25 protein-coding genes are annotated in these 24088 nt (G+C 70.3%); 9 read left to right on the top strand and 16 right to left on the bottom strand.

Going from position 1 to position 24088, the window contains the following annotated elements:
• The first annotated feature begins 7 nt into the window (after positions 1–7).
• A complete protein-coding gene (locus ACZ5DS_RS04265; RefSeq protein WP_468233782.1) occupies positions 8–541 on the top strand; it encodes a hypothetical protein in 534 nt (177 codons plus the stop codon).
• Between the two features lie 3 nt (positions 542–544).
• On the opposite strand, the gene ACZ5DS_RS04260 is transcribed toward ACZ5DS_RS04265, so the two are convergent.
• The 4 genes from ACZ5DS_RS04260 to ACZ5DS_RS04245 form a co-directional block, all read right to left on the bottom strand.
• A complete protein-coding gene (locus tag ACZ5DS_RS04260) occupies positions 545–961 on the bottom strand; it encodes a Fur family transcriptional regulator (RefSeq protein ID WP_468233779.1) in 417 nt (138 codons plus the stop codon).
• Between the two features lie 61 nt (positions 962–1022).
• On the bottom strand, positions 1023–1925 hold the full coding sequence (locus ACZ5DS_RS04255) for a metal ABC transporter permease (RefSeq protein WP_468233777.1): 903 nt from the start codon (positions 1923–1925) through the stop codon (positions 1023–1025).
• Positions 1925–2695 carry a metal ABC transporter ATP-binding protein gene (locus tag ACZ5DS_RS04250; protein WP_468233901.1) on the bottom strand — a complete coding sequence of 257 codons (771 nt, stop codon included), beginning with the start codon at positions 2693–2695 and terminating at the stop codon, positions 1925–1927. Before ACZ5DS_RS04250 ends, ACZ5DS_RS04255 begins: the two co-directional genes overlap by 1 nt.
• A 17-nt stretch (positions 2696–2712) precedes the next feature.
• Positions 2713–3669, bottom strand: coding sequence for a metal ABC transporter substrate-binding protein (locus ACZ5DS_RS04245; protein WP_468233774.1), 957 nt, complete (start codon positions 3667–3669; stop codon positions 2713–2715).
• Positions 3670–3831: 162 nt separating this feature from the next.
• Here ACZ5DS_RS04245 and ACZ5DS_RS04240 point away from each other — a divergent pair, with 162 nt between their 5' ends.
• Together ACZ5DS_RS04240 and ACZ5DS_RS04235 are read left to right on the top strand one after the other, a co-directional pair.
• The gene (locus tag ACZ5DS_RS04240; protein WP_468233771.1) at positions 3832–5214 is read left to right on the top strand and encodes a glycine--tRNA ligase; all 1383 of its coding nucleotides are present in this window, start codon (positions 3832–3834) and stop codon (positions 5212–5214) included.
• A gap of 142 nt (positions 5215–5356) precedes the next feature.
• Positions 5357–5968: a LysE family translocator gene (locus ACZ5DS_RS04235; protein ID WP_468233767.1), complete on the top strand. Its 612-nt coding sequence runs from the start codon at positions 5357–5359 to the stop codon at positions 5966–5968.
• A gap of 2 nt (positions 5969–5970) precedes the next feature.
• On the opposite strand, the gene ACZ5DS_RS04230 is transcribed toward ACZ5DS_RS04235, so the two are convergent.
• Entirely contained in the window at positions 5971–7023 is a 1053-nt protein-coding gene (locus ACZ5DS_RS04230) for a chitinase (RefSeq protein ID WP_468233765.1), read from the bottom strand.
• A gap of 175 nt (positions 7024–7198) precedes the next feature.
• On the opposite strand from ACZ5DS_RS04230, the gene ACZ5DS_RS04225 reads away from it, so the two are divergent.
• Positions 7199–8209, top strand: coding sequence for an aldo/keto reductase (locus tag ACZ5DS_RS04225; RefSeq protein WP_468233762.1), 1011 nt, complete (start codon positions 7199–7201; stop codon positions 8207–8209).
• Between the two features lie 26 nt (positions 8210–8235).
• Positions 8236–8823 (top strand): TetR/AcrR family transcriptional regulator, encoded by a 588-nt coding sequence (locus ACZ5DS_RS04220; protein ID WP_468233759.1) that lies wholly within the window; start codon positions 8236–8238, stop codon positions 8821–8823.
• A gap of 253 nt (positions 8824–9076) precedes the next feature.
• On the opposite strand, the gene pqqE is transcribed toward ACZ5DS_RS04220, so the two are convergent.
• The 8 genes from pqqE to ACZ5DS_RS04180 all read right to left on the bottom strand — a co-directional run bounded on the left by pqqE (position 9077) and on the right by ACZ5DS_RS04180 (position 15214).
• A complete protein-coding gene (gene pqqE / locus ACZ5DS_RS04215; protein WP_468233756.1) occupies positions 9077–10198 on the bottom strand; it encodes a pyrroloquinoline quinone biosynthesis protein PqqE in 1122 nt (373 codons plus the stop codon).
• Entirely contained in the window at positions 10195–10464 is a 270-nt protein-coding gene (pqqD, locus tag ACZ5DS_RS04210; RefSeq protein WP_468233754.1) for a pyrroloquinoline quinone biosynthesis peptide chaperone PqqD, read from the bottom strand. Before pqqD ends, pqqE begins: the two co-directional genes overlap by 4 nt.
• Positions 10464–11240 (bottom strand): pyrroloquinoline-quinone synthase PqqC, encoded by a 777-nt coding sequence (pqqC, locus tag ACZ5DS_RS04205; RefSeq protein ID WP_468233752.1) that lies wholly within the window; start codon positions 11238–11240, stop codon positions 10464–10466. The genes pqqD and pqqC overlap by 1 nt, the downstream gene beginning before the upstream one ends.
• 93 nt (positions 11241–11333) lie before the next feature.
• Positions 11334–11483 (bottom strand): pyrroloquinoline quinone precursor peptide PqqA, encoded by a 150-nt coding sequence (gene pqqA, locus ACZ5DS_RS04200; protein WP_468233749.1) that lies wholly within the window; start codon positions 11481–11483, stop codon positions 11334–11336.
• Positions 11484–11540: 57 nt separating this feature from the next.
• A complete protein-coding gene (locus tag ACZ5DS_RS04195) occupies positions 11541–12692 on the bottom strand; it encodes a PQQ-dependent sugar dehydrogenase (RefSeq protein ID WP_468233746.1) in 1152 nt (383 codons plus the stop codon).
• 283 nt (positions 12693–12975) lie between these two features.
• On the bottom strand, positions 12976–13170 hold the full coding sequence (locus ACZ5DS_RS04190) for a hypothetical protein (protein WP_468233744.1): 195 nt from the start codon (positions 13168–13170) through the stop codon (positions 12976–12978).
• A 280-nt stretch (positions 13171–13450) separates the two neighbouring features.
• The gene (locus ACZ5DS_RS04185) at positions 13451–13675 is read right to left on the bottom strand and encodes a hypothetical protein (protein WP_468233741.1); all 225 of its coding nucleotides are present in this window, start codon (positions 13673–13675) and stop codon (positions 13451–13453) included.
• Between the two features lie 111 nt (positions 13676–13786).
• Complete coding sequence (locus tag ACZ5DS_RS04180; protein WP_468233739.1) at positions 13787–15214, bottom strand: MFS transporter; 1428 nt, start codon at positions 15212–15214, stop codon at positions 13787–13789.
• Between the two features lie 101 nt (positions 15215–15315).
• Between ACZ5DS_RS04180 and ACZ5DS_RS04175 the strand changes: the two genes are divergently transcribed.
• The 3 genes from ACZ5DS_RS04175 to ACZ5DS_RS04165 all read left to right on the top strand — a co-directional run bounded on the left by ACZ5DS_RS04175 (position 15316) and on the right by ACZ5DS_RS04165 (position 18929).
• The gene (locus ACZ5DS_RS04175) at positions 15316–16194 is read left to right on the top strand and encodes a helix-turn-helix transcriptional regulator (protein ID WP_468233736.1); all 879 of its coding nucleotides are present in this window, start codon (positions 15316–15318) and stop codon (positions 16192–16194) included.
• A 109-nt stretch (positions 16195–16303) separates the two neighbouring features.
• Entirely contained in the window at positions 16304–16831 is a 528-nt protein-coding gene (locus ACZ5DS_RS04170) for a DUF4232 domain-containing protein (RefSeq protein WP_468233734.1), read from the top strand.
• A 268-nt stretch (positions 16832–17099) separates the two neighbouring features.
• Positions 17100–18929, top strand: coding sequence for a trypsin-like serine protease (locus ACZ5DS_RS04165; protein WP_468233732.1), 1830 nt, complete (start codon positions 17100–17102; stop codon positions 18927–18929).
• Between the two features lie 73 nt (positions 18930–19002).
• On the opposite strand, the gene ACZ5DS_RS04160 is transcribed toward ACZ5DS_RS04165, so the two are convergent.
• Positions 19003–20442 (bottom strand): MFS transporter, encoded by a 1440-nt coding sequence (locus ACZ5DS_RS04160; RefSeq protein ID WP_468233730.1) that lies wholly within the window; start codon positions 20440–20442, stop codon positions 19003–19005.
• 118 nt (positions 20443–20560) lie between these two features.
• Here ACZ5DS_RS04160 and dusB point away from each other — a divergent pair, with 118 nt between their 5' ends.
• On the top strand, positions 20561–21727 hold the full coding sequence (gene dusB, locus ACZ5DS_RS04155) for a tRNA dihydrouridine synthase DusB (RefSeq protein WP_468233727.1): 1167 nt from the start codon (positions 20561–20563) through the stop codon (positions 21725–21727).
• A gap of 13 nt (positions 21728–21740) precedes the next feature.
• On the opposite strand, the gene ACZ5DS_RS04150 is transcribed toward dusB, so the two are convergent.
• Positions 21741–23357 carry an alkaline phosphatase family protein gene (locus ACZ5DS_RS04150; RefSeq protein WP_468233898.1) on the bottom strand — a complete coding sequence of 539 codons (1617 nt, stop codon included), beginning with the start codon at positions 23355–23357 and terminating at the stop codon, positions 21741–21743.
• A gap of 415 nt (positions 23358–23772) precedes the next feature.
• Complete coding sequence (locus ACZ5DS_RS04145; RefSeq protein ID WP_468233725.1) at positions 23773–24087, bottom strand: antibiotic biosynthesis monooxygenase; 315 nt, start codon at positions 24085–24087, stop codon at positions 23773–23775.
• Position 24088: the final 1 nt, after the last annotated feature.

Here is a 24088-nt window from a genome sequence, read left to right as displayed (position 1 = left end):
CCGCCTCATGGTCATGGACATGGGGCGGGACGCCGAACAATGCGTGGTCGAGCTGGCGTACCAGCCGGTCGCGGGGGATTTCGCGGGGGCACTGCGGGAGCGCAAGCGGTTCAACCGGGTGGGGCGGATCCGGAAGGCGGCCCTGGTGCTGCTGGTCGTCACCTGGGTGCTGAGCGCAGGGGTCGCGGTGGTCGGAGGAGACGCCGACTGGTTCCTGCTGATCTACCTGCCTCTGGCCGTGGGACTGCTGTTCCTCATACCTCAGTTGCAGGCCCGCCAGCTCATGAAGGTCGTCGCCCGCAACGGGGTGCACCGCGTGACCGTCACGGACGCCGGGCTGACGATGGCCACCGACAACAGCACGGCGTCGGTCAACTGGGCCGCCCAGCCGTGCTACCGGGAGACCAAGGACGCCTTCCTCACCTTCAGCGACGACAAGAACGCCACCTGCTTCACCGTGCTGCCCAAGCGCGGCCTGCGGAACCCCGCCGACGTGGACAGGCTGCGGGAGATCCTCGACCGCAACCTGACCCGGGCCTGAGCGTCAGTTCGCGGCGGAGGCGCAGTCCGCGCAGGTGCCGAAGATCTCCACGGTGTGCGCCACGTTGACGTAGCCGTGCTCCGCCGCGATCGCCTCCGCCCACTTCTCCACCGCCGGGCCCTCGACCTCGACCGCCTTGCCGCAGGCGCGGCAGACGAGGTGGTGGTGGTGTTCGCCGGTGGAGCAGCGGCGGTAGACGGACTCGCCGTCGGAGGTGCGCAGGACGTCGACCTCGCCGGCGTCGGCGAGGGACTGGAGGGTGCGATAGACCGTGGTCAGGCCGACCGAGTCGCCCTTGTGCTTGAGCATGTCGTGCAGGTCCTGCGCGCTGCGGAACTCGTCGACCTCGTCGAGGGCCGCCGCCACAGCGGCACGCTGCCGGGTGGCACGGCCCTTCACGGGCGGTCCAGCGGTCGTCACCGGTTGCCTCCTCATGTCTCGCGTCTGCCCGGGCCATTGTGCCAGCCCGGGCTGAGCGCGGTCAGACGCCGACCTCGTCCGCGGCCCCCCGGGTGGCCGGAATCGAGCATTCCGTGGGGTCGCCCGCGGGCTGTGCCGCGGCGGCCGCACGGGCGCGTCGGCGGGCCAGGGGAGTGGCCAGGGCGGTGAGGACGACGAACGCGCCGATGGTCAGCAGGACGATCGTCGCGCCCGGCGGTACGTTCTGGTAGAAGGAGGTGACCGTGCCGCCGATCGACACGGTGACACCGAGGGCCACGGCGATCGCGAAGGTCGCGGCGAAGCTGCGGGTGAGCTGCTGCGCGGCGGCGACCGGTACGACCATGAGCGCCGAGACCAGGATCAGGCCGACCACCCGCATGGCGACGGTCACGGTGACCGCCGCCGTGACGGCGGTGAGCAGGTTCAGGGCGCGCACCGGCAGCCCGGTGACCCGCGCGAACTCCTCGTCCTGGCTGACCGCGAACAGCTGGCGGCGCAGCCCGAGGGTCACGAGCATCACGAACGCGGCGAGGATCACGATCGCGGTCACGTCCGAGGGGGCGACCGTCGACAGCGAGCCGAACAGGTACGACATCAGGTTGGCGTTCGAGCCGCCCGGAGCGATGTTGACGAACATCACGCCGCCGGCCATGCCACCGTAGAAGAGCATCGCGAGGGCGATGTCACCGCGCGTCTTGCCGTACCAGCGGATCAGCTCCATCAGGACCGAGCCGAGCGCGGAGACGGCCGTGGCCATCCACACCGGCGATTGGTTCAGCAGAAAGCCGAGGCCGACGCCGGTCATCGCCACGTGCCCGATGCCGTCGCCCATCAGGGGCTGGCGGCGCTGGACGAGGTAGATGCCGATCGCGGGCGCGATGATGCCGACCAGGACGGCCGCGACGAGCGCCCGCTGCATGAAGGCGTAGTTCAGGAGGTCCATCAGCTCAGCAGTCCCGTGCGGATCGGTTCGGCGCCCGCGGGTGCGTGCGGGTGTACGTGGTCGTGGCCGGGCAGCGCATGCTGGCCGAGGGCCTTGGGGGGCGGGCCGTCGTGCACGACGCAGCCGTCACGCAGGACGACGGCCCGGTCGATCAGGGGCTCCAGCGGGCCCAGTTCGTGCAGCACGAGCAGGACCGTCGTGCCGGCCGCGACCTGCTCGCGGAGCGTGCGCGCGAGCACCTCCTGGCTGGCCAGGTCGACGCCCGCCATCGGCTCGTCCATGATCAGCAGCTCGGGCTCGGCGACCAGGGCGCGGGCGATCAGCACCCGCTGGTGCTGGCCGCCGGAGAGCGCGGTCACCGAGTCCTTGGCGCGGTCCGCCATGCCGACCAGCTCCAGGGCCCGGTGCACGGCCTCGCGGTCCGCCTTGCGGAAGACGCCGAAGCGGGTGCGGGCCAGGCGCCCCGAGGAGACGATCTCGGCCACCGTGGCCGGGACCCCGCCCGCGGCCGACGTGCGCTGCGGTACGTAGCCCACGCGCGCCCAGTCCCTGAAGCTACGGCGCGGGGTGCCGAACAGCTCGATCGTGCCGCCGCTCACCGGCACCTGGCCGATGATGCTGCGCACGGCCGTCGACTTGCCGGAGCCGTTCGCGCCGAGCAGCGCGACCACCTCGCCGCCGTGCACGGTGAGGTCGATGCCGCGCAGCACCGGGCGCGAGCCCAGTTCCGCCCGCACCCCGCGCATCGCTATGACGGGCTCGCCCATGATGTCGTCCTCCGTGCCGGTCACTTGGCGTCCAGGGCCTGCTGGAGCGCCTTGAGGTTGGCTTCCTGGACCGAGAAGTAGTCGGTCCCCCGGGACCTCTTCGTGATGCCCTCGATCGGGTCGAGGACGTTCGTCTTCAGGCCCGCGTCGCCCGCGATGGTCTTCGCGGTCTTGTCGCTGACCAGCGTCTCGTAGAAGACGGTGGTGACGCCGTCGGCCTTGGCCATCGTCTCCAGGTCCTTGACGCGCGCGGCGCTGGGCTCGGACTCGGGGTCGAGGCCGCTGATGGCCTCCTCGGTGAGGCCGTAGCGCTCGGCGAGGTAGCCGAAGGCGGCGTGCGTGGTGATGAAGACCTTGGTTTTCGTGTGCGCAAGGCCGTCCTTGAACTGTGTGTTCAGGTCGTCCAGCTTCTTGACCAGCGCGGCGGTGTTCTTCCTGTAGTCGGCCGCGTGGTCCGGGTCGGCCTTCTCGAAAGCCTTGCCGACGCCCTCGGCGACCTGGGCGTAGCGCACCGGGTCGAGCCAGAGGTGCGGGTCCTTGCCGCCGGACTCCTCGCCCTCGTGCGTGTCGTGCGCGGCCGCGTGGCCGCCGACCTCGTTGCCGTGCTCCTCCAGCGTGGTCAGGGAGGCCGCGTCGATCTTCGTCTTCACCGGGGACTGGGCCACGGCGTTGTCGACGGAGGGCTGGAGGTTCTTCAGGTACAGGACCGCGTCGGACTCCCCGAGCCCGGCGATCTGCTGCGGGCTGATCTCCAGGTCGTGCGGCTCCTGGCCGGGGGAGGTCAGCGTGGTGACATGGACGTGGCTGCCGCCGATCTGCTCGGCGAGGAAGGCCATCGGATAGAACGACGCGACGACGTCGAACTTGCTCGTGTTGCCCGCGGCGCTCGCGCCGGAGCAGGCGGAGAGGGTGGCGAGTCCGAGGGCGGTGACCGCGGCCGTCGCCACCGCGGGTATGAGCTGTCGTCGTACGTTCATGACAGTCATTTTCAACAAACATGGAAACCGTTGTCAACAAGCCTGGTGGGAGGCCCGGAACAGGGGGCCGATTTGGCCGAGGGGGAGCCTGCGCCGGTAACCTGAATCATTCGCTGGAAGCATCTCGCTTCACACGCCCGTCGTCGTAATGAAGAGAGCACCGTGGCCGCCGACAAGATCGACACCATCGTCAGCCTGAGCAAGCGCCGTGGCTTCGTTTTCCCGTGCAGTGAGATCTACGGCGGACAGCGTGCCGCCTGGGACTACGGACCGCTGGGTGTCGAGCTCAAGGAGAACATCAAGCGTCAGTGGTGGCGCTACATGGTGACGTCGCGCGAGGACGTCGTCGGTATCGACTCGTCCGTCATCCTGGCCTCCGAGGTGTGGGTCGCCTCCGGCCACGTCGCCACCTTCACGGACCCGCTGACCGAGTGCACCTCGTGTCACAAGCGCTTCCGCGCCGACCACCTGGAAGAGGCGTACGAGGAGAAGAAGGGCCACGCCCCCGCGAACGGCCTGGCCGACATCAACTGCCCGAACTGCGGCAACAAGGGCCAGTTCACCGAGCCCAAGCAGTTCTCGGGTCTGCTCTCCACCCACCTCGGCCCGACCCAGGACTCCGGCTCGATCGCCTACCTGCGCCCCGAGACCGCCCAGGGCATCTTCACCAACTTCGCCCAGGTGCAGACCACCTCGCGCCGCAAGCCGCCGTTCGGCATCGCGCAGATGGGCAAGTCCTTCCGCAACGAGATCACGCCCGGCAACTTCATCTTCCGGACCCGCGAGTTCGAGCAGATGGAGATGGAGTTCTTCGTCAAGCCGGGCGAGGACGAGAAGTGGCAGGAGTACTGGATGGAGCAGCGCTGGAACTGGTACACCGGCCTGGGCCTGCGCACTGAGAACATGCGCTGGTACGAGCACCCGAAGGAGAAGCTCTCCCACTACTCCAAGCGCACCGCCGACATCGAGTACCGCTTCCAGTTCGGCGGCAGCGAGTGGGGCGAGCTGGAGGGTGTCGCCAACCGGACCGACTACGACCTCGGCGCCCACTCCAAGGCCTCCGGCCAGGACCTGTCGTACTTCGACCAGGAGGCCGGCGAGCGCTGGACGCCGTACGTCATCGAGCCCGCGGCCGGTGTCGGCCGCACCATGCTGGCCTTCCTGCTCGACGCCTACGTCGAGGACGAGGCGCCGAACGCCAAGGGCAAGATGGAGAAGCGGACGGTGCTGCGCCTCGACCACCGTCTGGCTCCGGTGAAGGTGGCCGTGCTGCCGCTGTCCCGTAACCCCGAGCTGTCCCCGAAGGCCAAGGGTCTCGCCCAGGCCCTTCGGCAGAACTGGAACATCGAGTTCGACGACGCCGGCGCCATCGGCCGCCGCTACCGCCGCCAGGACGAGATCGGTACGCCGTACTGCGTGACCGTCGACTTCGACACGCTCGAGGACAACGCCGTGACCGTGCGTGAGCGGGACTCGATGAAGCAGGAGCGGGTGTCGCTGGACCAGATCGAGGGTTACCTCGCCGGCCGCCTGCTGGGCTGCTGAGACCTTCGGCAATTCAGCCGCTTTATCGCCCGCCCGTCCACCCGACCCGGTCGGCTGGATGGGCGGGCGTTTCCGGTGGCCCTCGATACCCGGGTCTCATTGGTCCTGTAAGTGACGGCGGTGGCTCGCCAAGGTGGGCCGCATGAGTCTCGCCTTTCTGCTGACCACCCTCGTCGTCGTCGCCACCCCCGGCACCGGCGTCGTCTACACCCTCGCCGCCGCCCTCTCGCACGGCCGCCGCGCGAGTGTCGTCGCCGCGTTCGCCTGCACGCTCGGGATCGTGCCGCACGTGCTGGCCACCGTCACCGGTGTCGCCGCGCTGCTGAACGCCAGTGCTGCCGCCTTCCAGATCCTCAAATACGCCGGTGTGGCCTACCTCCTCTACATGGCGTGGGCGACGCTGCGGGACAAGGAGGCGCTCGTCGTCGAGCAGGACGGCGAGGCCCGGTCGGCGGTTCAGGTGATCGTCCGGGGCGTGCTGGTCAATATGCTCAACCCCAAGCTGACGATCTTCTTCTTCGCCTTCCTGCCCCAGTTCGTCAGCCCCGACGAGCCGCACGCACTCCCGCGCATGGTGGGCCTGAGCGGTGTCTTCATGCTGCTGACCTTCGTCGTCTTCGCTCTGTACGGCGTTCTCGCCGCCTCCGTGCGCAGCCATGTCACCTCCAGGCCGAAGGTCATGGCCTGGCTCCGGCGGAGCTTCGCGGGGTCCTTCCTCGCGCTCGGCGCGAAGCTGGCGCTGACCGCCCGCTGATGTCAACGCCCTTGCAGGGACCTGACGTTGTCGCCGAAGGTCCAGTTCTTCGAGCCGTCCCAGTTGATCGACCAGGTCATCAGGCCCTTCAGTGAGGTGCCGTAGTGCTTCCAGGCCTGGGAGACCAGGGACGGTGACATGTAGCCGCCGCCCGCGCCCGACTGCGCCGGCAGCCCCGGCACCTGCTTGTCGTACGGCACCTTGATCGTCGTACCCTGCACCACCAGGCCCTTGTTCAGACAGTCGGTCTGGGCGGTGAAGCCGGCGACGGTGCCCGCCGAGTAGGAGTCGCCGGAGCAGCCGTACATGCTGCCGTTGTAGTACTGCATGTTCAGCCACCACAGCCGGCCGTTGTCCGCGTACTTCTTGATGATCGGCAGGTACGCGCCCCAGATCGAGCCGTAGGTGACGCTGCCGCCGGTGACGTACGCGGTCTCCGGGGCCATGGTGAGGCCGAAGTTCGACGGCATCCGGGCGAGGATCCCGTCGATGATGCGGATCAGGTTGGCCTGGGACGCGGAGAGTCGGCTGATGCTGCCGCTGCCGACCAGGCCCGTCTCGATGTCGATGTCGATGCCGTCGAAGTTGTACTTCTTCAGGATCGGGACGATGGTCGCCACGAAGCGGTCCGCGACCGCCGACGAGCTGAGGTCGATGCCGGCCGCCGCGCCGCCGATGGAGAGCAGGACGGTCTGGCCGGCGGCCTTGGCCGCGCACATCTCGGCGGGCGTGGCCACCTTCACGCCGCTGTCCATGCCGTCCTCCCACAGCGCCGTGCCGTCCGAGCGGATGACCGGGAAGGCCGCGTTGATCACGTTGTAGCCGTGGGCGGGGATGCGGGAGTCGGTGATGGGGGTCCAGCCGAAGGGCGGGTGGACACCGTTGGCCGAGCCGTCCCAGTTCTCCCAGTAGCCCTGGAGCACCTTGCCGGCCGGGCGTGACTTCACGGCGCAGGTGTCGGCGGCCGAGGCGGTGGGGGCGGTGGCGATCGCGAGCGGGGCGAGGACGGCCGTGGTGAGCGCGGCGGTGAGCAGTCCGAGCGTGCGGCGGAGCATGCGGAGCCTCCCGGTGGGGGTCGGGGTGGGTGCGCGCGGGTGTCGTAGACATGACAGTGCAGCTGGTCCAGACCTCTCGTCAATAGGTCTGGACCAAATGGCGTTCGGGGAACGACTGACAAATATGGACTGACAGATATTGAAATCTGTCAGCTGTCATGGCAAGGTGGAGGACATGACGATGCGAACCCGAACCCTCGGAACCACCGGCCCCCAGGTCTCCGCCCTCGGCCTCGGCTGCATGGGCATGTCCGCGCTGTACGGCGACGCCGACCGCGCGGAGTCCGTCGCGACCATCCACGCCGCCCTGGAGGCGGGCGTGACCCTGCTGGACACCGGCGACTTCTACGGCATGGGCCACAACGAGATGCTGATCGGTGAGGCCCTGCGCGCCGCGCCCGCCGCCCGGCGTGAACAGGCGCTGGTCAGCGTGAAGTTCGGCGCCCTGCGCGGCCCCGACGGCGAATGGACCGGCTACGACGGCCGCCCCGCCGCCGTGAAGAACTTCGCCGCCTACTCCCTGCAGCGCCTCGGCGTCGACCACATCGACGTCTACCGGATCGCCCGCCTCGACCCGGACGTACCGATCGAGGAGACCGTCGGCGCGATCGCCGAACTGATCGAGAAGGGGTACGTCCGGCACGTCGGCCTGAGCGAGGTCGGCGCCGAGACCATCCGCCGGGCCGCCGCCACGGCGCCCGTCGCGGACCTCCAGATCGAGTACTCGCTGATCAGCCGGGGCATCGAGCGGGAGATCCTGCCGACCACCCGCGAGCTGGGCATCTCCGTCACCGCGTACGGCGTTCTCTCGCGCGGTCTGATCTCCGGGCACTTCGCCCGCGACCGGCAGCTCGCCGCGAACGACTTCCGCGCCTACTCGCCCCGCTTCCAGGGCGACAACCTCCAGCGCAACCTCGACCTCGTCGACGCGCTCCGCAAGATCGCCGGAGAGAAGGGCGTCACCGTCGCGCAGATCGCCATCGCCTGGGTGCTCTCCCGCGGCGAGGACATCGTGCCGCTCATCGGCGCGCGCACCCGCGAGCGGCTGGGCGAGTCGCTGGGCGCGCTGGACGTGACCCTGGACGCGGCCGACCTGGCGGCGATCGAGGAGGCCGTGCCGGCGGACGCCGCGGCCGGCGACCGTTACCCGTCCGCCGCGATGGCCCACCTCGACAGCGAGCGCTGACCATGACGCCCGGTACGGTCTAGGGCATGGCACCGCCCACCGAGACCCTGACCGCCGAGCGCATCCTCGAAGCGACCGAGGAGGTGCTGCGCCGCCACGGCCCGGCCAAGGCCACCGTGGTCGACGTGGCCCGCGCGCTCGGCGTCAGCCATGGCAGTGTCTACCGGCACTTCCGGACGAAGGCCGCACTGCGGGAGGCGGTGACCAAGCGGTGGCTCGACCGCACCTCGGACGCCCTCTCCGGCATCGTCGCCGAGGACAGCGACCCGGAGTCCCGGCTGCGGGACTGGCTGGCGGCCCTCTTCGCCGCCAAACGCAGGAAGGCGGGCGACGACCCCGAGCTCTTCGCGACCTACAGCGTCCTGGCCGAGGAGAACACCGAAGCGGTCGGTGCGCACATCGCCGACCTGACCGGCCAGTTGACGCAGATCATCGAGGCGGGTGTCGGCGCCGGCACCTTCACCACGGCCGACCCGGCCGCCACCGCCCGCACCGTCTTCCAGGCCACCGGCCGTTTCCACGACCCGTGCTACGCGCGTGAGTGGGAGCAACCGGGCGCCGAGGACGACTTCGCAGCCATGGTGGACCTGCTGCTGCGCGGTCTGCACGCCTAGAGCCTGTCCGGCGGATCATGCCGGAGGCGCGGGGCCTGGCACGCCCATCTGCGGCGTTGTCGTCGGTTGCCGACTCCCCCACGCTCGGCTGCTCCCCCACTCTCGGCTTCGCCCGAGCGGGAGGGACCCCCACCGCGGGGGCACCCCCATCGCGTCGCCGCCCTCCTCCGCCTTGCAGCTGGACGCACCAGGCCCCGCTCACCTGCGCTGATCAGGCGCCGTTACTTTCCTCCGGCCTGATCCGCCGGACAGGCTAGGACGACGCGGGTACCGCCCCGGGCCGGCGGTAGGTGTACGGCGGAGGCGGCTGGAGCGGGTCGGCCTCGGACAGCCGGCGGACGAGGTGGTGGTCCGGGGAGAGCCTGCAGGCCGGGTCGGTGCGGGCGGGGTCGCCCGTGAGGGCGTAGGCCTGGCAGCGGCAACCGCCGAAGTCCTCTTCCCGGCGGGGGCAGCCACGGCAGGGGCCGGCCATCCAGTCGGTGCCGCGGAAGCGGTTGAAGGCCGGGGACTGTTCCCAGATCCAGGCGAGGGGGCGGTCGCGGACGTTGGGCGCATCGAGGTCCGGCAGGGAGGCGGCGGCCGGGCAGGGCAGGGCGGTCCCGTCGGGGGCGACCGTGAGCGAGACGGCTCCCCAGCCACCCATGCAGGGTTTGGCGATGCCGTCGAAGTAGTCGGGGACGACCCAGATCAGCTCGACCCGGCCGGCGAGCCGCTCCCGTCGGCGCTCGACGGCCTCGCGGGCGCGGGCGACCTGGTCGCGCGTGGGCAGCAGTGCCGCCCGGTTGAGCAGACCCCAGCCGTAGAACTGTGTGTTGGCCAGCTCGATGCGGTCCGCGCCCCAGGCCACGCCCAGCTCGATCAGGGCGTCGACGGCGTCGAGGTTGTCCCGGTGCAGGACGATGTTGAGGCCCAGCGGGAGCCCGGCCCGGCGGACGAGGGCCGCGGCCTCTTCCTTGGCGGCGAAGGAGGACGGGCGTCCGGCGATGCGGTCGTTGGCACGGGAGTCGGCGTGCTGGACGGAGAGCTGGACGCTGCGCAGCCCGGCCGCGGTGAGCGCGGCCAGCCTGGTCCCGTCCAGGCCGGTGCCGCTGGTGACGAGCTGGGTGTAGATCCCGGCGGCCTCGGCGGCGGCGACGATCTCCTCCAGGTCGGGGCGCAGCAGTGGCTCACCGCCGGACAGGTGCGTGTGGACGACGCCCAGCTCACCTGCCTGGCGCAGCACGTCCGTCCACTGCCCGGTGCTCAGCTCGCTCGAACGGCGCGCGAGTTCCAGCGGGTTGGAGCAGTAGGGGCAGTGGAGCGGACAGGCGTGGGTGAGTTCGGCGAGCAGGGCCCAGGGAGGTGGCGGGGGTCCGGGGTGCAGGGGGTCGGTCACTGGAGCCAGCCCTCCCGGTGCAGGCGGTCGAGGAAGACGGGGACGTCGGTGGCCACCGGCGCGCCGGGGAAGCGCCCGGCCAGTGCGTCGACGATGCCGGGCACGGTGCGGGTGCCGTCGCACAGGGCGATGATCGGGCCGGCGTGTCCCTTGAGGACGACGACGCGCTCCGGCAGGACCAGCAGATCCGTGCCGCGGACGGTGTCGTGCCGCAGCATCAGGGCGGGGGCGAGGGCGGGGCGCCACTCGTGCTGGGGCGCCGTCATCACACGCGCACCGGCAGGGCGTCCCGCTCCGGCCGTCCGTCCTGCTCCCGCTGGTCGGCGGGCTCGGACCGCCCGGCCTGCTGCACGGTGTCGAGCAGCGTCCACAGCACATCGCACTTGAAGGAGAGCGCGGCCACGGCCCGCTCCTGCTCCGCGCAGGTGCGGGCCCATTCCAGGACGAGTGCGAGCGCCTCGGTGCTGTCGCGTCGGCCCTGCTCCACGCGGGTGCGGAAGTACGCCAGCCCGTCCGCCTCGATCCACGGGTAGTGGCGCTCGAAGGCCTCGATGCGCAGCCGCATCAGATCGGGGGCGGACAACTCGGTGAGCGAAGCGGCCACCGCCTCCAGCGGCGAACGCAGGCGGCAGAAGTTCACATAGCCCTCGACCGCCAGCCGCACCCCCGGCAGGACGGCCCGGCCGGACAGCAGGGTCTCGCGGTCCAGGCCGGCCGCCTCGCCGAGCCGCAGCCATCGCTCGATGCCGCCCTCGCCCTCCCTGCGCCCGTCGTGGTCCTCGATCCGCCGCAGCCACATGCGCCGCAGCAGCGGGGTGTCCAGCTTGGCCGTGATCAGCGCGTCCTTGACGGGGATGTGGCGCTGGTAGTGGAAGCGGTTGGCGATCCAACGGCGCAGTTCGGCCTGGCTGAGGCGGCCCTCGTGCATGCGGACGTTGAAGGGGTGGCGGTCGTGATACCGCTCCTGGCTCACCGCACGCAGGCGGGCCTCGAACTCCGCGGGACTCCAGGGCTCGGCGACGTGGGTGGGTGCCGTGGTCACAGCTCGATCACCATCTCTTCGGGGGCGGGCGCGTGCCCCGAGGCATCCGGGGCACGCGCGGTTCCACTGGGGGATGCCGCCGTCGGCGGCGGGTTAACGGGCTGTCAGGGAGTAGGCGGTGACCTCCAGCGCGGTGTCGACGACCGTGTAATCGGGGGCCTGCCAGCCGGTCGCGTTGATCGGCGCCCAGGTGGTCCGGGCCGCCTGTACCGCCTGGTCCGCCTGTTCGATGGCTTCGTTCATCGTGCGTACCTTCCTTATCGGGGGAGGTGGGTTCACCCCTTCGCGGCGGCGAGGGGGCTACTTGATCGTCACTTTGAGGACGAAGTCCCTGTCGGTGCCGTGGTCACTCGTGCCCATCCACAGCTCGTTCTTGCCGGGCACCTTGGCGAGGGCCCGCAGCCGCGCGTAGGTGTTGATGTAGTACGACTTCGGCGTTCCGATCCCCTGGCCGGTGCCGTCGATCGGCAGCCGCCACAGCCGCTGCCCGAGCAGCGTCGTCGCGTAGATGACGTCGTTGACGATCGCGATCTGGGCGGGCACGCCTCCGTCGGCGGGTTTCCAGACGAACTTGGGATTCGTCATTCCCGCGGCGGAGCAGTACCCCTCGCACTTGGGCCAGCCGTAGTTCGCGCCCGGCTTGATCAGGTTGAGTTCGTCCCAGGCGGCCTCGCCGATCTCGGCTGCCCACAGCCTGCCACGGGAATCCCAGGCGAAGCCCTGGGGATTGCGGTGCCCGAGGCTGTACACGCGGTTGCCGAACGGGTTGCCGGGCGCCGGCGCGCCGGTCTTGGTGATGCGCAGGATCTTCCCCTCGAGCCGGTTCTTGTCCTGCGCGAGATTCCAGATCATGGCATCGCCGGTGGACACGTACAGGTATCCGTCGGGACCGAAGGCGATCTTGCCGCCGTTGTGGTTCGAGCCCCTCCTGATTCCGCCGACGATGATGGTGTAGTCGCTGAGCGAGGTGCCGTTGAACTTCATCTTCACGACGCGGATGCCTTCGGCGGCCGTGTGGACGAAGAACACGTCCTTGTCCGTGGTGCCGTTCCAGGTCGGCGAGGGGGCAACCCCGAGCAGCCCGCCGTCGCCCTTCGCGGGATCGACGTCGGGGACAACCGTCTGGGGGACCGTGCCCACGTACTTCTTGGAGCCGTTTTGCCCCAGAAGGTACACGGAGGACGTGTGACGTTCGGTCACCAGCGCCGAGGTCCGCTTCGGCAGGAAGCTGATGGCCCAGGGCCTGTTCCACTTGTCGGACAGGGTGGAGACACCCGACGGGGCACCGCCGCCGGCCCGGGCGCCGGCCGTCTGCGATGCGGTGTTCGTCCCATCCGCTGCCCCAGCCGCCGGCGTCGACTGGACGACGCAGGCGGCGAGCAGAGCGGTGGCGGTGGTGAGGGCGGCTAAACCCGGGCGGACACGACGCGCCGAATGCGCCAAACGTGACATTCTGATGCCTTTCCTGCCGTGGGGGAGAGCAGCGACCGCAAGACGCCCGGGCGGGGAATCCGCGACCTGCCCAGACACAGGGGATGCCCGTTGCTGCGCTCCGTCGAGGTGAACCCCAGGAGAAAAGGGCAGGTCCGAAGCGTGCAAGGGCTCCTGTCAGGAGTATTCAAGGCACGAAGATGCGCGGCCACTTGGAATCCCCCAACCGGGCACGCCCCCCTGCTCCGCCCGTGAACGACAGGCCCTGCCCAGCCGCCCGCCATGCAGCGCCGGAAGTCGCCCATCAGGGGTGTATCAGGGCGTACGAGCTGCCCTTCTTGACCTTGGCGGTCGCCCTCAGCGAGGTCCACTTGCCGGACTTCTCGTGCTGGAGCACGAGCGGGGTGCCGATCTTCAGGCCCTTGGTGCGTCCCTTGAACGTCACCTTGTCTCCGGCCTTCACCCCGGTCTCGTCGGCCTTGACGGTGATCGAGGCCATGGTGCTCGGGGTCGGGCTTGCGGCGAAGGCTTCCGGCCGTCCCGCCGGAGAGCAACGCCACGGAGAGGGCGCCGGCGCCGAGCGCGCGGCCGTAACGGTGGCGGAGTACGGAGGTCGTGCGGGTCTCCCGTCCTGTCGCTCGATGGACCCTCCCAGGCGGGCCCCGGGCCGGGGCAGCGGCCACCCGAGCAGGCCGCAGCAGCCTTGGATCTCGGTAAGAACCGCAGGTCACCAGGGGCGAGCCCGCCTCGTAACCCTCACCTTGCCGATGCCGGACCGCTCAGCGGGACGGCTGCCGGTCGGCCGATGGGTCCACCGTCGCTTGATGGGCCTCCGCCAGATGCTCCTCCGCCTTCAGCCAGGGCAGGAACTGCGCGCCCACGCGCCAGCCGCAGGTGTCGCATCTGATCGTGCGCTGCACACCCCTGCGCTGCACCCGGACCACGTGCTCCCGGCCGTGCTGGTCCCAGCGGCTGACCTTGCTCGTGCTGTTGTCCTGCGGCATGACGCCTCCCCGCGTCCGGCACACATCGATGACAGGCCCTACGGAGTGTGCAGCAGGTTCAACATCAAGAGGGGGGCATTCACGGTGTGTTGGCCAAGCCGTGCCCCGGGCTCAGCCGACCGTGCGGGGCAGCCGCAGGCTGAGCAGGCCGGTCAGGACGATCCCGGCCAGCTGCACCAGCAGCGTGATGACCAGCGCGTCCCGCATGCCCTGGTGCGGTACGAGGGCGAGGAAGAGGGTGCCGAGGGTGGCCACGCCCAGCGCCAGCGCGGACTGCTGGGTGGTGACCATCACACCGCTGCCGACGCCCGCCCGGGCCGGCGGCACCTCGGACATCACGATCCGGAACACGTTGGGGAGCTGCAGCGCCTGCCCGGCCCCGGCGACGGCCGCGCCCGGCAGCAGCGCGACGAAGCCCAGGTGCGGCCAGTCGCGCCAGGCGGCCAGGACGATCAGCAGGACGCCCACGCCCTGCACGACGGAGCCGGCGGTGACCACCCGGGTGCCGTACCGGGCGATGAGCCGCGGCCCGGCCAGCGAGACGAACAGGAACGCCACGGCCATCGGCGCGAGCGCGAGCCCCGCCGGCACCGGCCCGAGTCCGGCCCCCTGCTGGAGCGCCAGCGCGATGACGAACATGAACCCGCTGAAGCCGATGGAGAACGGCAGCATCAGCACCAGACCCCGCCGCAGGGACGCCAGTGCGAACAGGCTCGGCGGCAGCAGCGGGGTCCGCCCCTGCCGGTCCGCCCGCCGCTCCACCGCGTAGAACGCGGCCGCGGTGAACGGGAACGCGGCCAGCGACAGCCACGTCCACAGCGGCCAGCCCGCCGCCCGGCCCTCGGTCAGCGGGGCGAGCAGCGTCAGCAGGGACACCGCGAGCAGCACGGTGCCGGGCCCGTCGACCGGCTCCGGGTGCTGCGACCGGGTCTCCGGCACGAACCGCACGGCGAGCAGCAGCCCCACCAGCACGACCGGCACGTTGACGAGGAAGATCGCCCGCCACCCGGTCCCGGCGACGTCGGCGGCGACCAGCACCCCGCCCAGGATCTGCCCGGCCACCATGGACAGCCCGGCCGTGGCGCCGTACAGGCTCATGGCCCGGGCCCGGCGGCCGCCGCTCGTGGCGGCCTGGATGGTGGCGAGCACCTGCGGCAGCATGGCCGCTGCCGACGCCCCCTGTGCGACCCGCGCCGCGACCAGGCTCCAGGCACCCGGGGCCAGTCCGCAGGCCAGCGAGGTCAGCCCGAAGGCGGCCATACCGCCGAGGAACAGCCGACGCCGCCCGAACAGGTCCCCGAGCCGCCCGCCGAGCACGAGGAGCACGGCGTACGCGACTCCGTACCCGGCCACGACCAGTTCGAGAACGGACTCACCGGCGGCGAGATCGGCACCGATGGTGGGCAGCGCGACATTGACGATGAAGAAGTCGACCAGCGGCAGCGCCGCGGCCAGCAGAACGGTGAACAGCCCCGGCCCGCTCAGCCCCGGCGCAGCCGCCCGGGCACGGACGGCGGAAGTGGTGACGGTCTCTGTCATGCCTCCGAGCCTGCGGCCCCCCTCAGAGTGGTACCAGAGTCTCCTTATCCCGGTACAAGAACCACCTGGCAACAGCCTCCGCCGGACGGCACCCTGGAGACATGAGCACGATGGCGCAGGAGACCGCCGCCGCCCCCATGGCCCCGGGCGCGGAGATCCGTCGGCACGAGCTGGCCGCCTTTCTGCGCAGCCGCCGCGAGCGGATCACGCCCGAGCAGGTGGGCCTGACGCGCGGATCCCGGCGCCGCACCCCCGGTCTGCGCCGGGAGGAGGTCGCCCAGCTCTCCGCGGTCGGCGTCACCTGGTACACCTGGCTCGAACAGGCCCGCAACATCCAGGTCTCCGTGCAGGTCCTGGACGCCCTGGCCCGTACCCTGATGCTGGACGCCAGCGAGCGCGCCCACCTCTTCCAGCTGGCCGGCGCCACCGACCCGACCCCGGCCGCGAGCTGCCCCAGCGTCACCCCGGCCCTGCGCGAGCTGCTCCGCCAGCTGGAGCCGATCCCCGCCTGCATCCAGAACAGCCGGTACGACATCCTCGCCTACAACCGCACCTACGCCCGCCTCCTGGGCGACCTGGACGCGGTCCCGCCGGAGGACCGCAACTGCATGCTCCTCGTGTACACCAACAGCGACTGGCACGCGGCGATCGTGCACCTGGAGGACACCCAGCGCCTGATGGCCGCCAGGCTGCGCGCCACCATGGCGGGCCACCTCGGCGAGCCTGCTTGGAAGATGCTCCTCAAGCGCCTGAAGACGGTGTCCCCGGAGTTCCGCGAGAACTGGGAGCGCTACGAGGTGGTGGGCACGCGCACCAAGATCAAGGAGTTCCTCAACCCGTACGTGGGCCATCTCACCCTGGAACACACGGATCTGTGGCTGGGCCCGGAGGCGGGGGCCCGGATGGTGACGTACAGCCCGAAGAACGAGGAGACGCGGGAGCGGCTGGAGAAGCTGTACGAGATCGCGCGGGGCAGCTGACTGGCGATTTTCTGGAACCTCCTCGGGAGGGGCTGCATCTGTCTGTGCGGTGAGGCAGGAGCGGTGGCACCGGGTCCCGCAGGGATGTCTTCACCAGGGGGAAGATCTCATGGCAAGGCGGACACTGGCGGTCTCCGCTCTCGGCCTGGTGGTGCTGCTGGGTGCGGCCGCCTGCGGCAAGAGCGACGGTACGACCTCGCACGCCCGGCCCCCGGCGTGCGAAACGCCCCAGCTGAGCTGGAAACTGACCCGTCTGCCCGGCAAGGAGCACGACGCTCCGGCGGCCACGCTCAGCGCCACGAACAAGGGATCGGCGTCCTGCGCCTTCGACGGCTACCCGAGCATCGACGTGTACGTCGGCAAGGGGCCGTCGGCCGACGGGAAGCCGAAGAAGGCCACACCGGTCCACCTGGAGCTGAATCCGGGCCACGCCGTGGAGTTTCCGCTCTTCTACGAGGCGACAGCCGCCCCGGGTGACAGCTGCGAGGTCTCGGCCGAATACGACCCCAGGATCACCGTGGTGCCCCCGCACGACAAGCGTGGTTCCCTCGTCCAGATGACCGACGCGAAGGGGCACCATGTGCGGGCGCAGGTCTGCGGCATCGGCATCGAACTGGGCTCGCCCCAACTGCGATGAGCAGCACATGAATTAACGTGTGCATACGTACGGTGGCCGTGCGATCATGGCCGCTGCGACCGCTGACGACGGTCGGTTGACAGCCGCCGAGGGGCGGCACGGGGGAATTCATCTGCGGTGGGCCGTGGTGCGCCGACAGCACGGCGCAGTCCGTCGGAAGAGCACGCGTCGGAGTCCGCACCAGTGGCCCGATGCCTGTTGCGTGGCAGTGGCCTGCCTTCGCGTCCTCGTGCCGTCTTCCGGCCTGCCTCAGTAGGAGAATCCTGAATTGCTCGATACACGAATACGTCTCGGGGCTGTCGCAGCGCTGAGCGCCGCGCTGCTGCTGGGCAACGCCGCAGCGGCCCAGGCCGGCACCGCGACCCCCGTTCGAGGGAAGCCGGCGCCGAGCGCGTCGATGCCGGTGCCGGCCACCGACGACGACTGGACGGCCCAGGACGCCATCCGCTTCTGGACCCCCGAGCGCATGGCCGCGGCCACCGACCCCTCGGGCCGCCCCGCCCCGCCGAAGGGCTGGACGGCACTGGGGCAGCAACGTGTCGGCGCCGGGCTCACCGCCCAGCCCTTCAAGGGCATCAAGTCCGTCGGCACGATCTTCAGTACGAACAAGGGCCTGCGCGGCCACCGCTGTTCGGCCAGTGTTGTCCGCAGCGGGGGGCACAACCTGATCCTCACCGCCGGGCACTGTGTCGGCCAGAAGTCCATGTTCGTGCCCATGTACGACCACACCAAGACCGCGGCGCAGCAGCCGAACGGGGTCTGGGCGGTCGACAAGTGGTTCCGGGACAAGCAGTACGCCTCGGACACGAGCAAGAACTCCGACCTGGACTACGCCTTCGCGAGCCTGAAGCCCAACGGCCGGAAGAACGTCCAGGACGTCGTGGGCGCCAACACGCTCGCCCGCACGCCCGGCTACACCAACAGCGTGACCGTCATCGGCTACCCGAAGGTCGAGCACAACCCCCAGGACCAGGCGGTCCGTTGTCCCAAGGTCCAGACGACCGGGCTGACGGGCTACTACCAGATGCAGATCAACTGCGCGGGCATGTGGGGCGGGGTCTCCGGCGGGCCGTGGTTCTCCAAGCTCGACGCCTCCGGCAACACCGGCACCATCGTCGGCAACGTGGGCGGTTTCAACCAGGGCGGCCCGAACGTGCCCGAAACCGACCACCGGTACAACGAGATCAGCTACAGCCCGCTGTACGGCGACCGCTTCTTCAAGCTCTATGCCGACGCCCAGCAGGGCCGCAACCCCGACTACGGCCCCTACCAACAGCCGCGTCTGCCCTACACCATGGGCTCCGGCCCGACGTGGAAGCACGCCAAGCTGATGGCCTCGGGCGACTTCAACGACAAGGGCCACAGCGACATGATCGTGGTCTGGGACGACGGCGAGACCACCCTCTACAACAGCGACGGCAACGGCCGCTTCACCAGCGAGCGGCAGTTGCTGGCCAAGAACGACACCTGGAAGCACGCGGCCACCATCACCGCGGGCGACTTCACCGGGTCCAACCGGTTCGACCTGCTGGTCCGTTGGTCCGACGGAGAGGTGACGCTGTACGGGGACGTCGGCAGCAAGGGTCTGAACTGGGCAGGCACCCAGATGATCAAGCCCAACGACCTGTGGAAGAACGCGACCCAGATCGCTGCGGGCCGCTTCAACGCCTCCCAGTACGTCACCGACCTGATCGTCCGCTGGGTCGACGGGGAGGTGACCCTCTACACCGGTGTGAGCGCGGGCACCTTCGGCCAGGAGCACAAGCTCAAGGACAAGAACGACACCTGGAAGGACGCCACCCTCCTGACCAGCGGTGAGTTCTCCGGCAACCAGAAGTGGGACCTCATGGTGCGCTGGACCGACGGCGAGCTCGACAACTACGTCGGCACGACCACATCGGGACTCGGCAAGGAGCAGCGCATCCTGGACCCCAACGGTCTCTGGAAGCACGACGCGGCCATGACGACCGGTGACTTCACCGGAAACGGCCGGACCGACGACCTCGTCATCCGCTGGTCGGACGGCGAGACCACCATGTACATGAACACGCGCGCCGACCGCCTCGGCAGCGAGGAGACCCTGGTGCACGCCGGCTGAGCCCAGTGACCCACGCTCGACACCGGATGCCCTCGGCACGCGCCCGTGCCGAGGGCATCACGCGTCCGGCGCGTCAGGCCCCGACCGCCTGCCGTACCTCCGCCGTCCTCAGCCTCTCCGCCGTCCGCTCGGCCGTACGCCGCGCCCAGCGACCGCAGGTGAGCAGGCCGAGGGTGAGGACGAGGAAGCCGCAGGCGGTGAGGATCCACCAGCCGGGCCGGGCCGCCGCCACGAAGGCCTCCTTGTACGAGGACGAACCGATGCCGGACGCCAGGACGGCCCCGACCACCGCGACACCGAGGGTCTGCCCCAGCTGCCTGCTCGTAGAGGCGACCGCAGCCGCAACTCCCGCCTGGGCGCGCGGCATGCCCGACACCGCCGTGTTGGTGATCGGTGCGTTCACGAAGCCGAAGCCGATGCCGAAGAGGACGTATCCGATGAAGCGGGTGGTGTTCGACGTCTCCGCCTCGAAGGCCGCGAACAGGATGCCGCTCGCCGTCATCGCCGTACCTGCCACGAGCAGCGGCAGACGCGGGCCCCGGCTGCCGATCAGCCGTCCGGACAGCGGTGCGCACAGGAATGTCGGCGCGGCCAGCGGCAGCATCCACAGGCCGGCGTGCAGCGCGTCGAGGCCTCGTACGTTCTGCAGGTACAGCGTGGACAGGAACAGGAAGCCGCCGAGCGCGGCGAACGCGCTGATCGCGATCACGGTCGCCCCGCTGAACGGTGCCGAGCGGAAGAAGCGCAGGTCGATGAGGGGTTCGGCGCGGCGAGGCTCGTACCACAGGAGCGCCAGCAGGGCCGCCACGGCGATCGCGGCGAAGGGGGCGACCGTGCCGGGGCCCGAGTCCGGCGCCTCGATGATCGCGTAGGTCAGCGAGCCGAACAGGGCGATCACCAGCACCTGGCCGACCGGGTCGGGGCGGCGGGCCCGGGGCGCGCGGGACTCGGGGACGAAGCGCAGGGTGAGCAGTACGGCCGCGAGGCCGACCGGGAGGTTGATCCAGAAGATCGAGCGCCAGCCGACCGACTTCACCAGCAGACCGCCGACCAGGGGTCCGGCCGCCATGGAGATGCCCACCACGGCGCCCCACACGCCGATCGCACGGGCGCGCTCGCGCGCGTCGGTGAAGGTGTTGGTGATGATCGACATGGCGACCGGGTTGAGCATCGAGCCGCCGACCGCCTGGACCATGCGGAACGCGACCAGCGACTCCAGGCTGGGGGCGAGGGAGCACAGCAGTGAGCCGACGCCGAAGACGACCAGGCCGACCATGAACACCCGCTTGCGGCCGATCCGGTCGGCGGTGGAACCGGCGAGCATCAGCAGCGAGGCCAGCACCAGCGTGTAGGCGTCGATGATCCACTGCAGGCCCGAGGTCGTGGTGTGCAGGTCGTGCCGTATCGAGGGCAGGGCGACGTTCAGCACGGTGTTGTCCAGGCTGACGATGAGCAGGCTCATGCAGCAGATCGCCAGGACCAGCAGACGTCGACGAGGGCTCGGCTCGGGCATGCCGTCCATGCTACGCCGGAATCAATAGTGCGTCTAACTAATGAGTGCTACATGGTCATGACTCGGCGGTTGTCCACAGGCCCGCCGAGCACGCGTCGCCGTACGCGACAATGGAGCAATGTCCACTCCCGAGTCCCCCTTGCAGATCGGCCCCCACGCGGTGCAGCCGCCCGTCGTGCTCGCACCCATGGCGGGGATCACCAACGCGCCCTTCCGCACGCTGTGCCGGGAGTTCAGCGGGGGCAAGGGGCTGTTCGTGAGCGAGATGATCACGACCCGGGCGCTGGTCGAGCGCAACGAGAAGACCATGCAGCTGATCCACTTCGACGCGACCGAGAAGCCGCGCTCGATCCAGCTGTACGGCGTCGACCCGGCGACCGTCGGCAAGGCCGTCCGCATGATCGCGGAGGAGGACCTCGCCGACCACATCGACCTGAACTTCGGCTGCCCGGTCCCGAAGGTGACGAGGAAGGGCGGCGGGTCCGCGCTGCCGTACAAGCGCAACCTGCTGCGGGCCATCCTGCGCGAGGCGGTCTCCGGCGCCGGCGACCTCCCGGTCACGATGAAGATGCGCAAGGGCATCGACGACGACCACATCACCTACCTCGACGCCGGCCGCATCGCCGTCGAGGAGGGCGTCACGGCGATCGCGCTGCACGGCCGTACGGCCGCCCAGCACTACGGCGGCACGGCCGACTGGGACGCCATCGCCCGCCTGAAGGAGCACGTCCCGGAGATCCCGGTGCTCGGCAACGGAGACATCTGGTCGGCCGAGGACGCGCTGCGGATGGTGCGGGAGACCGGCTGCGACGGGGTCGTCGTCGGGCGTGGGTGCCTCGGCCGGCCGTGGCTGTTCGCGGATCTGGTGGCGGCGTTCGAAGGCCGCACCCAAGCCCGTGCCGGAGGCACTGATGGGCACAGTGCACGGCCCTCCCTGCGTGAGGTCGCCGACGTCATGGTCCGGCACGCGACGCTGCTCGGCGAGTGGATAGGCGACGAGTCGCGGGGCGTCATCGACTTCCGCAAGCACGTCGCCTGGTACCTCAAGGGCTTCGCGGTCGGCTCCGAGATGCGCAAGAGGCTCGCGATCACGTCCTCGCTGGAGGAGCTGCGGGCCGGTCTCGACGAACTGGACCTCGACCAGGCGTGGCCCGTTGGCGCCGACGGCCCGCGCGGCCGTACGTCCGGCAACAACCGGGTGGTGCTGCCGGACGGCTGGCTGAAGGACCCGTACGACTGCGCGGCCGTCAGCGAGGACGCAGAGCTGGACACCTCCGGCGGCTGACTCCGGAGGCTCGTCAGCCCTTCTTCGGATGCGGAGTGGAGCCGTACGCCGTCAGGAAGCGGTCGCGGAAGGCGCTCATCTTCCATACCGGTGCGTCGTGTGCGGGACGGAGGCCGTCCGTCCAGCCCCAGTCGGCGATCTTGTCGAGGACCTTCGGGTCCTTGGCGACGACCGAGACGGGTACGTCACGGCTGGCGCGGTTGCCGCTGACGCGGGCGATCGGCTGGTGGTCGCCGAGGAAGACGAGGACGGTGTCGTCGGTGCCGTAACGCTCCAGCCACTCGGTCAGCGCGGTCACGGAGTACTGGATCGACTTGCCGTACTCCTCGCGGGACTTGGTGGTGTCGGCGATGACGTCCTCCGGCTTGTTGCCCGCCGCCTCGATGCCCTTGAAGACCGAGCCGTCGCCCAGCTGGTCCCAGCCGACCATCTTCGGGATCGGCGCCCAGGGCTGATGGCTGGAGGTCAGGATGAGCAGCGACATGCGCGCCTTGCCGTCGGCCGGCTGCTTGCTGTGCACCCGCTCCTGGTACTGCTGGAGCGCGTACTGGTCGGGCATGGTCGACCAGCTGAACTTCGGTCCCTGATACCCGAGTTGGAAGGCGTTGTAGACCTTGTCGAGGCCGTACCACTTCTGCTCCGGCCACCCCTTCTGCACGCCCGGCATCACGCCGACCGTGTCGAACGCGCCGGTCTTCCTGAACGCCTCCGTCAGGCTCATGTGGTCGCTCGCCATGACGGTGCGGTAGCGCTGCTGGTTGTTGACCCACAGCCCCGACATGGTGGTGGAGTGGCCGAGCCAGCTGCTGCCGCCGTAGGTCGCCGAGGTCAGCCAGCCGCTCTTGGCGTGGTAGCCGGCCTTCCCCAGCGCCTGGGTGCGCTCGTCCAGGGTCTTGTCGACGCCGGGCGCCATGACCGGGTCCTCGATGGCGCTACGGCCGTAGCTCTCGATGAACGTGAAGACCATGTCCTTGCCGCGCAGGTCGGGCACGAGTTGGGAGCCGGGGGTGTTGCCGAAGGCGTCCACCTTGGCCACCTTCCGGAACTCCGCCTCGTCCCGCAGGGTGTTCCGCGCCTGCCGCAGCTGCCATTGCAGCGCTGAGGTGGCGCGGTCGGAGGCGATCGGCACGCCGGATATCTGCAGGCCGAGCGAGGAGCAGGTGATCCAGACGACGCCCGCGATCAGCGTGCCGCGGGTCGCGGTGCCGTGGTGCCGGGCGAGGAGGTTGCTCATCCGGACCATGGACAGCGCCAGCAGCACGAACAGCAGCAGGACGAGGGCGATCACGCCGGCGGTGGCGGCGAGCGTGGTCGTGCGGCCCAGCGAGTCCTCCAGGTACGACTCCGCGTCGCTCAAGAGGCTCCAGTCGAGCACGGGGTTGAAGCCGCGGCCGAGGTACTGGTTGAACCCCATGTCGAACAGGTTCAGCACGGTCAGTGCGGCCAGCGCGACCCCGCACACCGCGGCCAGCACCACCCGCGGCCGGCGCGGCAGCGCCAGCATCACCGCGGCCCCGATGACCGCCTCCGCCGGAATCCGCGTGAACTTCGCGGGCCCGAGTCCGACGACGGTGTTCGGCAGCACGAGCGCGACGACGACGAGCACGGCGGCGAGCACGGTGAGGGTGATCGAGAGGACCTGGGCGCCCGCCGGGTGCTCTTCCCGCCAGCGAAGGCTCCGGGAGGACCACGCGGTCCAGAGGCGGCGGGTGGGGCGGGGGGCGGCGGCTTCGGTGCCGGCTTCGTCCGCTGTGTGGTCCTCCGCGTCCTTCTCGGAGACCGCCGCCTCGGCTTCTTCCAGGAGTTCCCGGGTTCCCCCGGCCGTACCCGGTGGCTGGTGCGTGCTCGTGTGCTGAGGCAACCCGGAGGTCCTTCCGTGCGAGACCCGTGACGGAGTCGGCGGGCCACGCGGGGAGGCTGGGCAGGGCCGGAGAAGTCCGGCCCGCCTGGCCCGCCGTCATCCCGTACGGCTCGCCCGAGTCCCCCGTTCACGGACCTCGGCAAACACCGGGCAAACGCCTCGTCAAGCCTTTCGCCGACGACGCTCAGCCCGGTTCGGGCGAGGCGGCGTGATGAGCCCTGACGTCGAGAACGGCGAGTTCCGGGTCGGCGCCGACGGCGCGGAAGAGCCGGGGTGCCGCCGGACCCTCCGGGGCCGCCGCCCGCATCGCGTCCAGCGCGGCACGGTCCCGCCACAGGGTCTGGATCCGCCAGCGCCCGTCCGGTCCACTCAGCAACTCGGTGCGCAACAGCCCCTCGGGCAGCGGGCCCGCGACAAGCTCACGATAGGCCGTGACCAGCTCGCCTTCTCGCTCGGGCGCGACAACGGCGCTGACCTCGGTCAGTACCCGTCCGGCCATG

It is taken from the genome of Streptomyces sp. NPDC031100 (genome assembly GCF_055570785.1).
The sequence above is the reverse complement of the archived record's forward strand: the minus strand, read 5'-3'. Positions and strand labels throughout refer to the sequence as shown.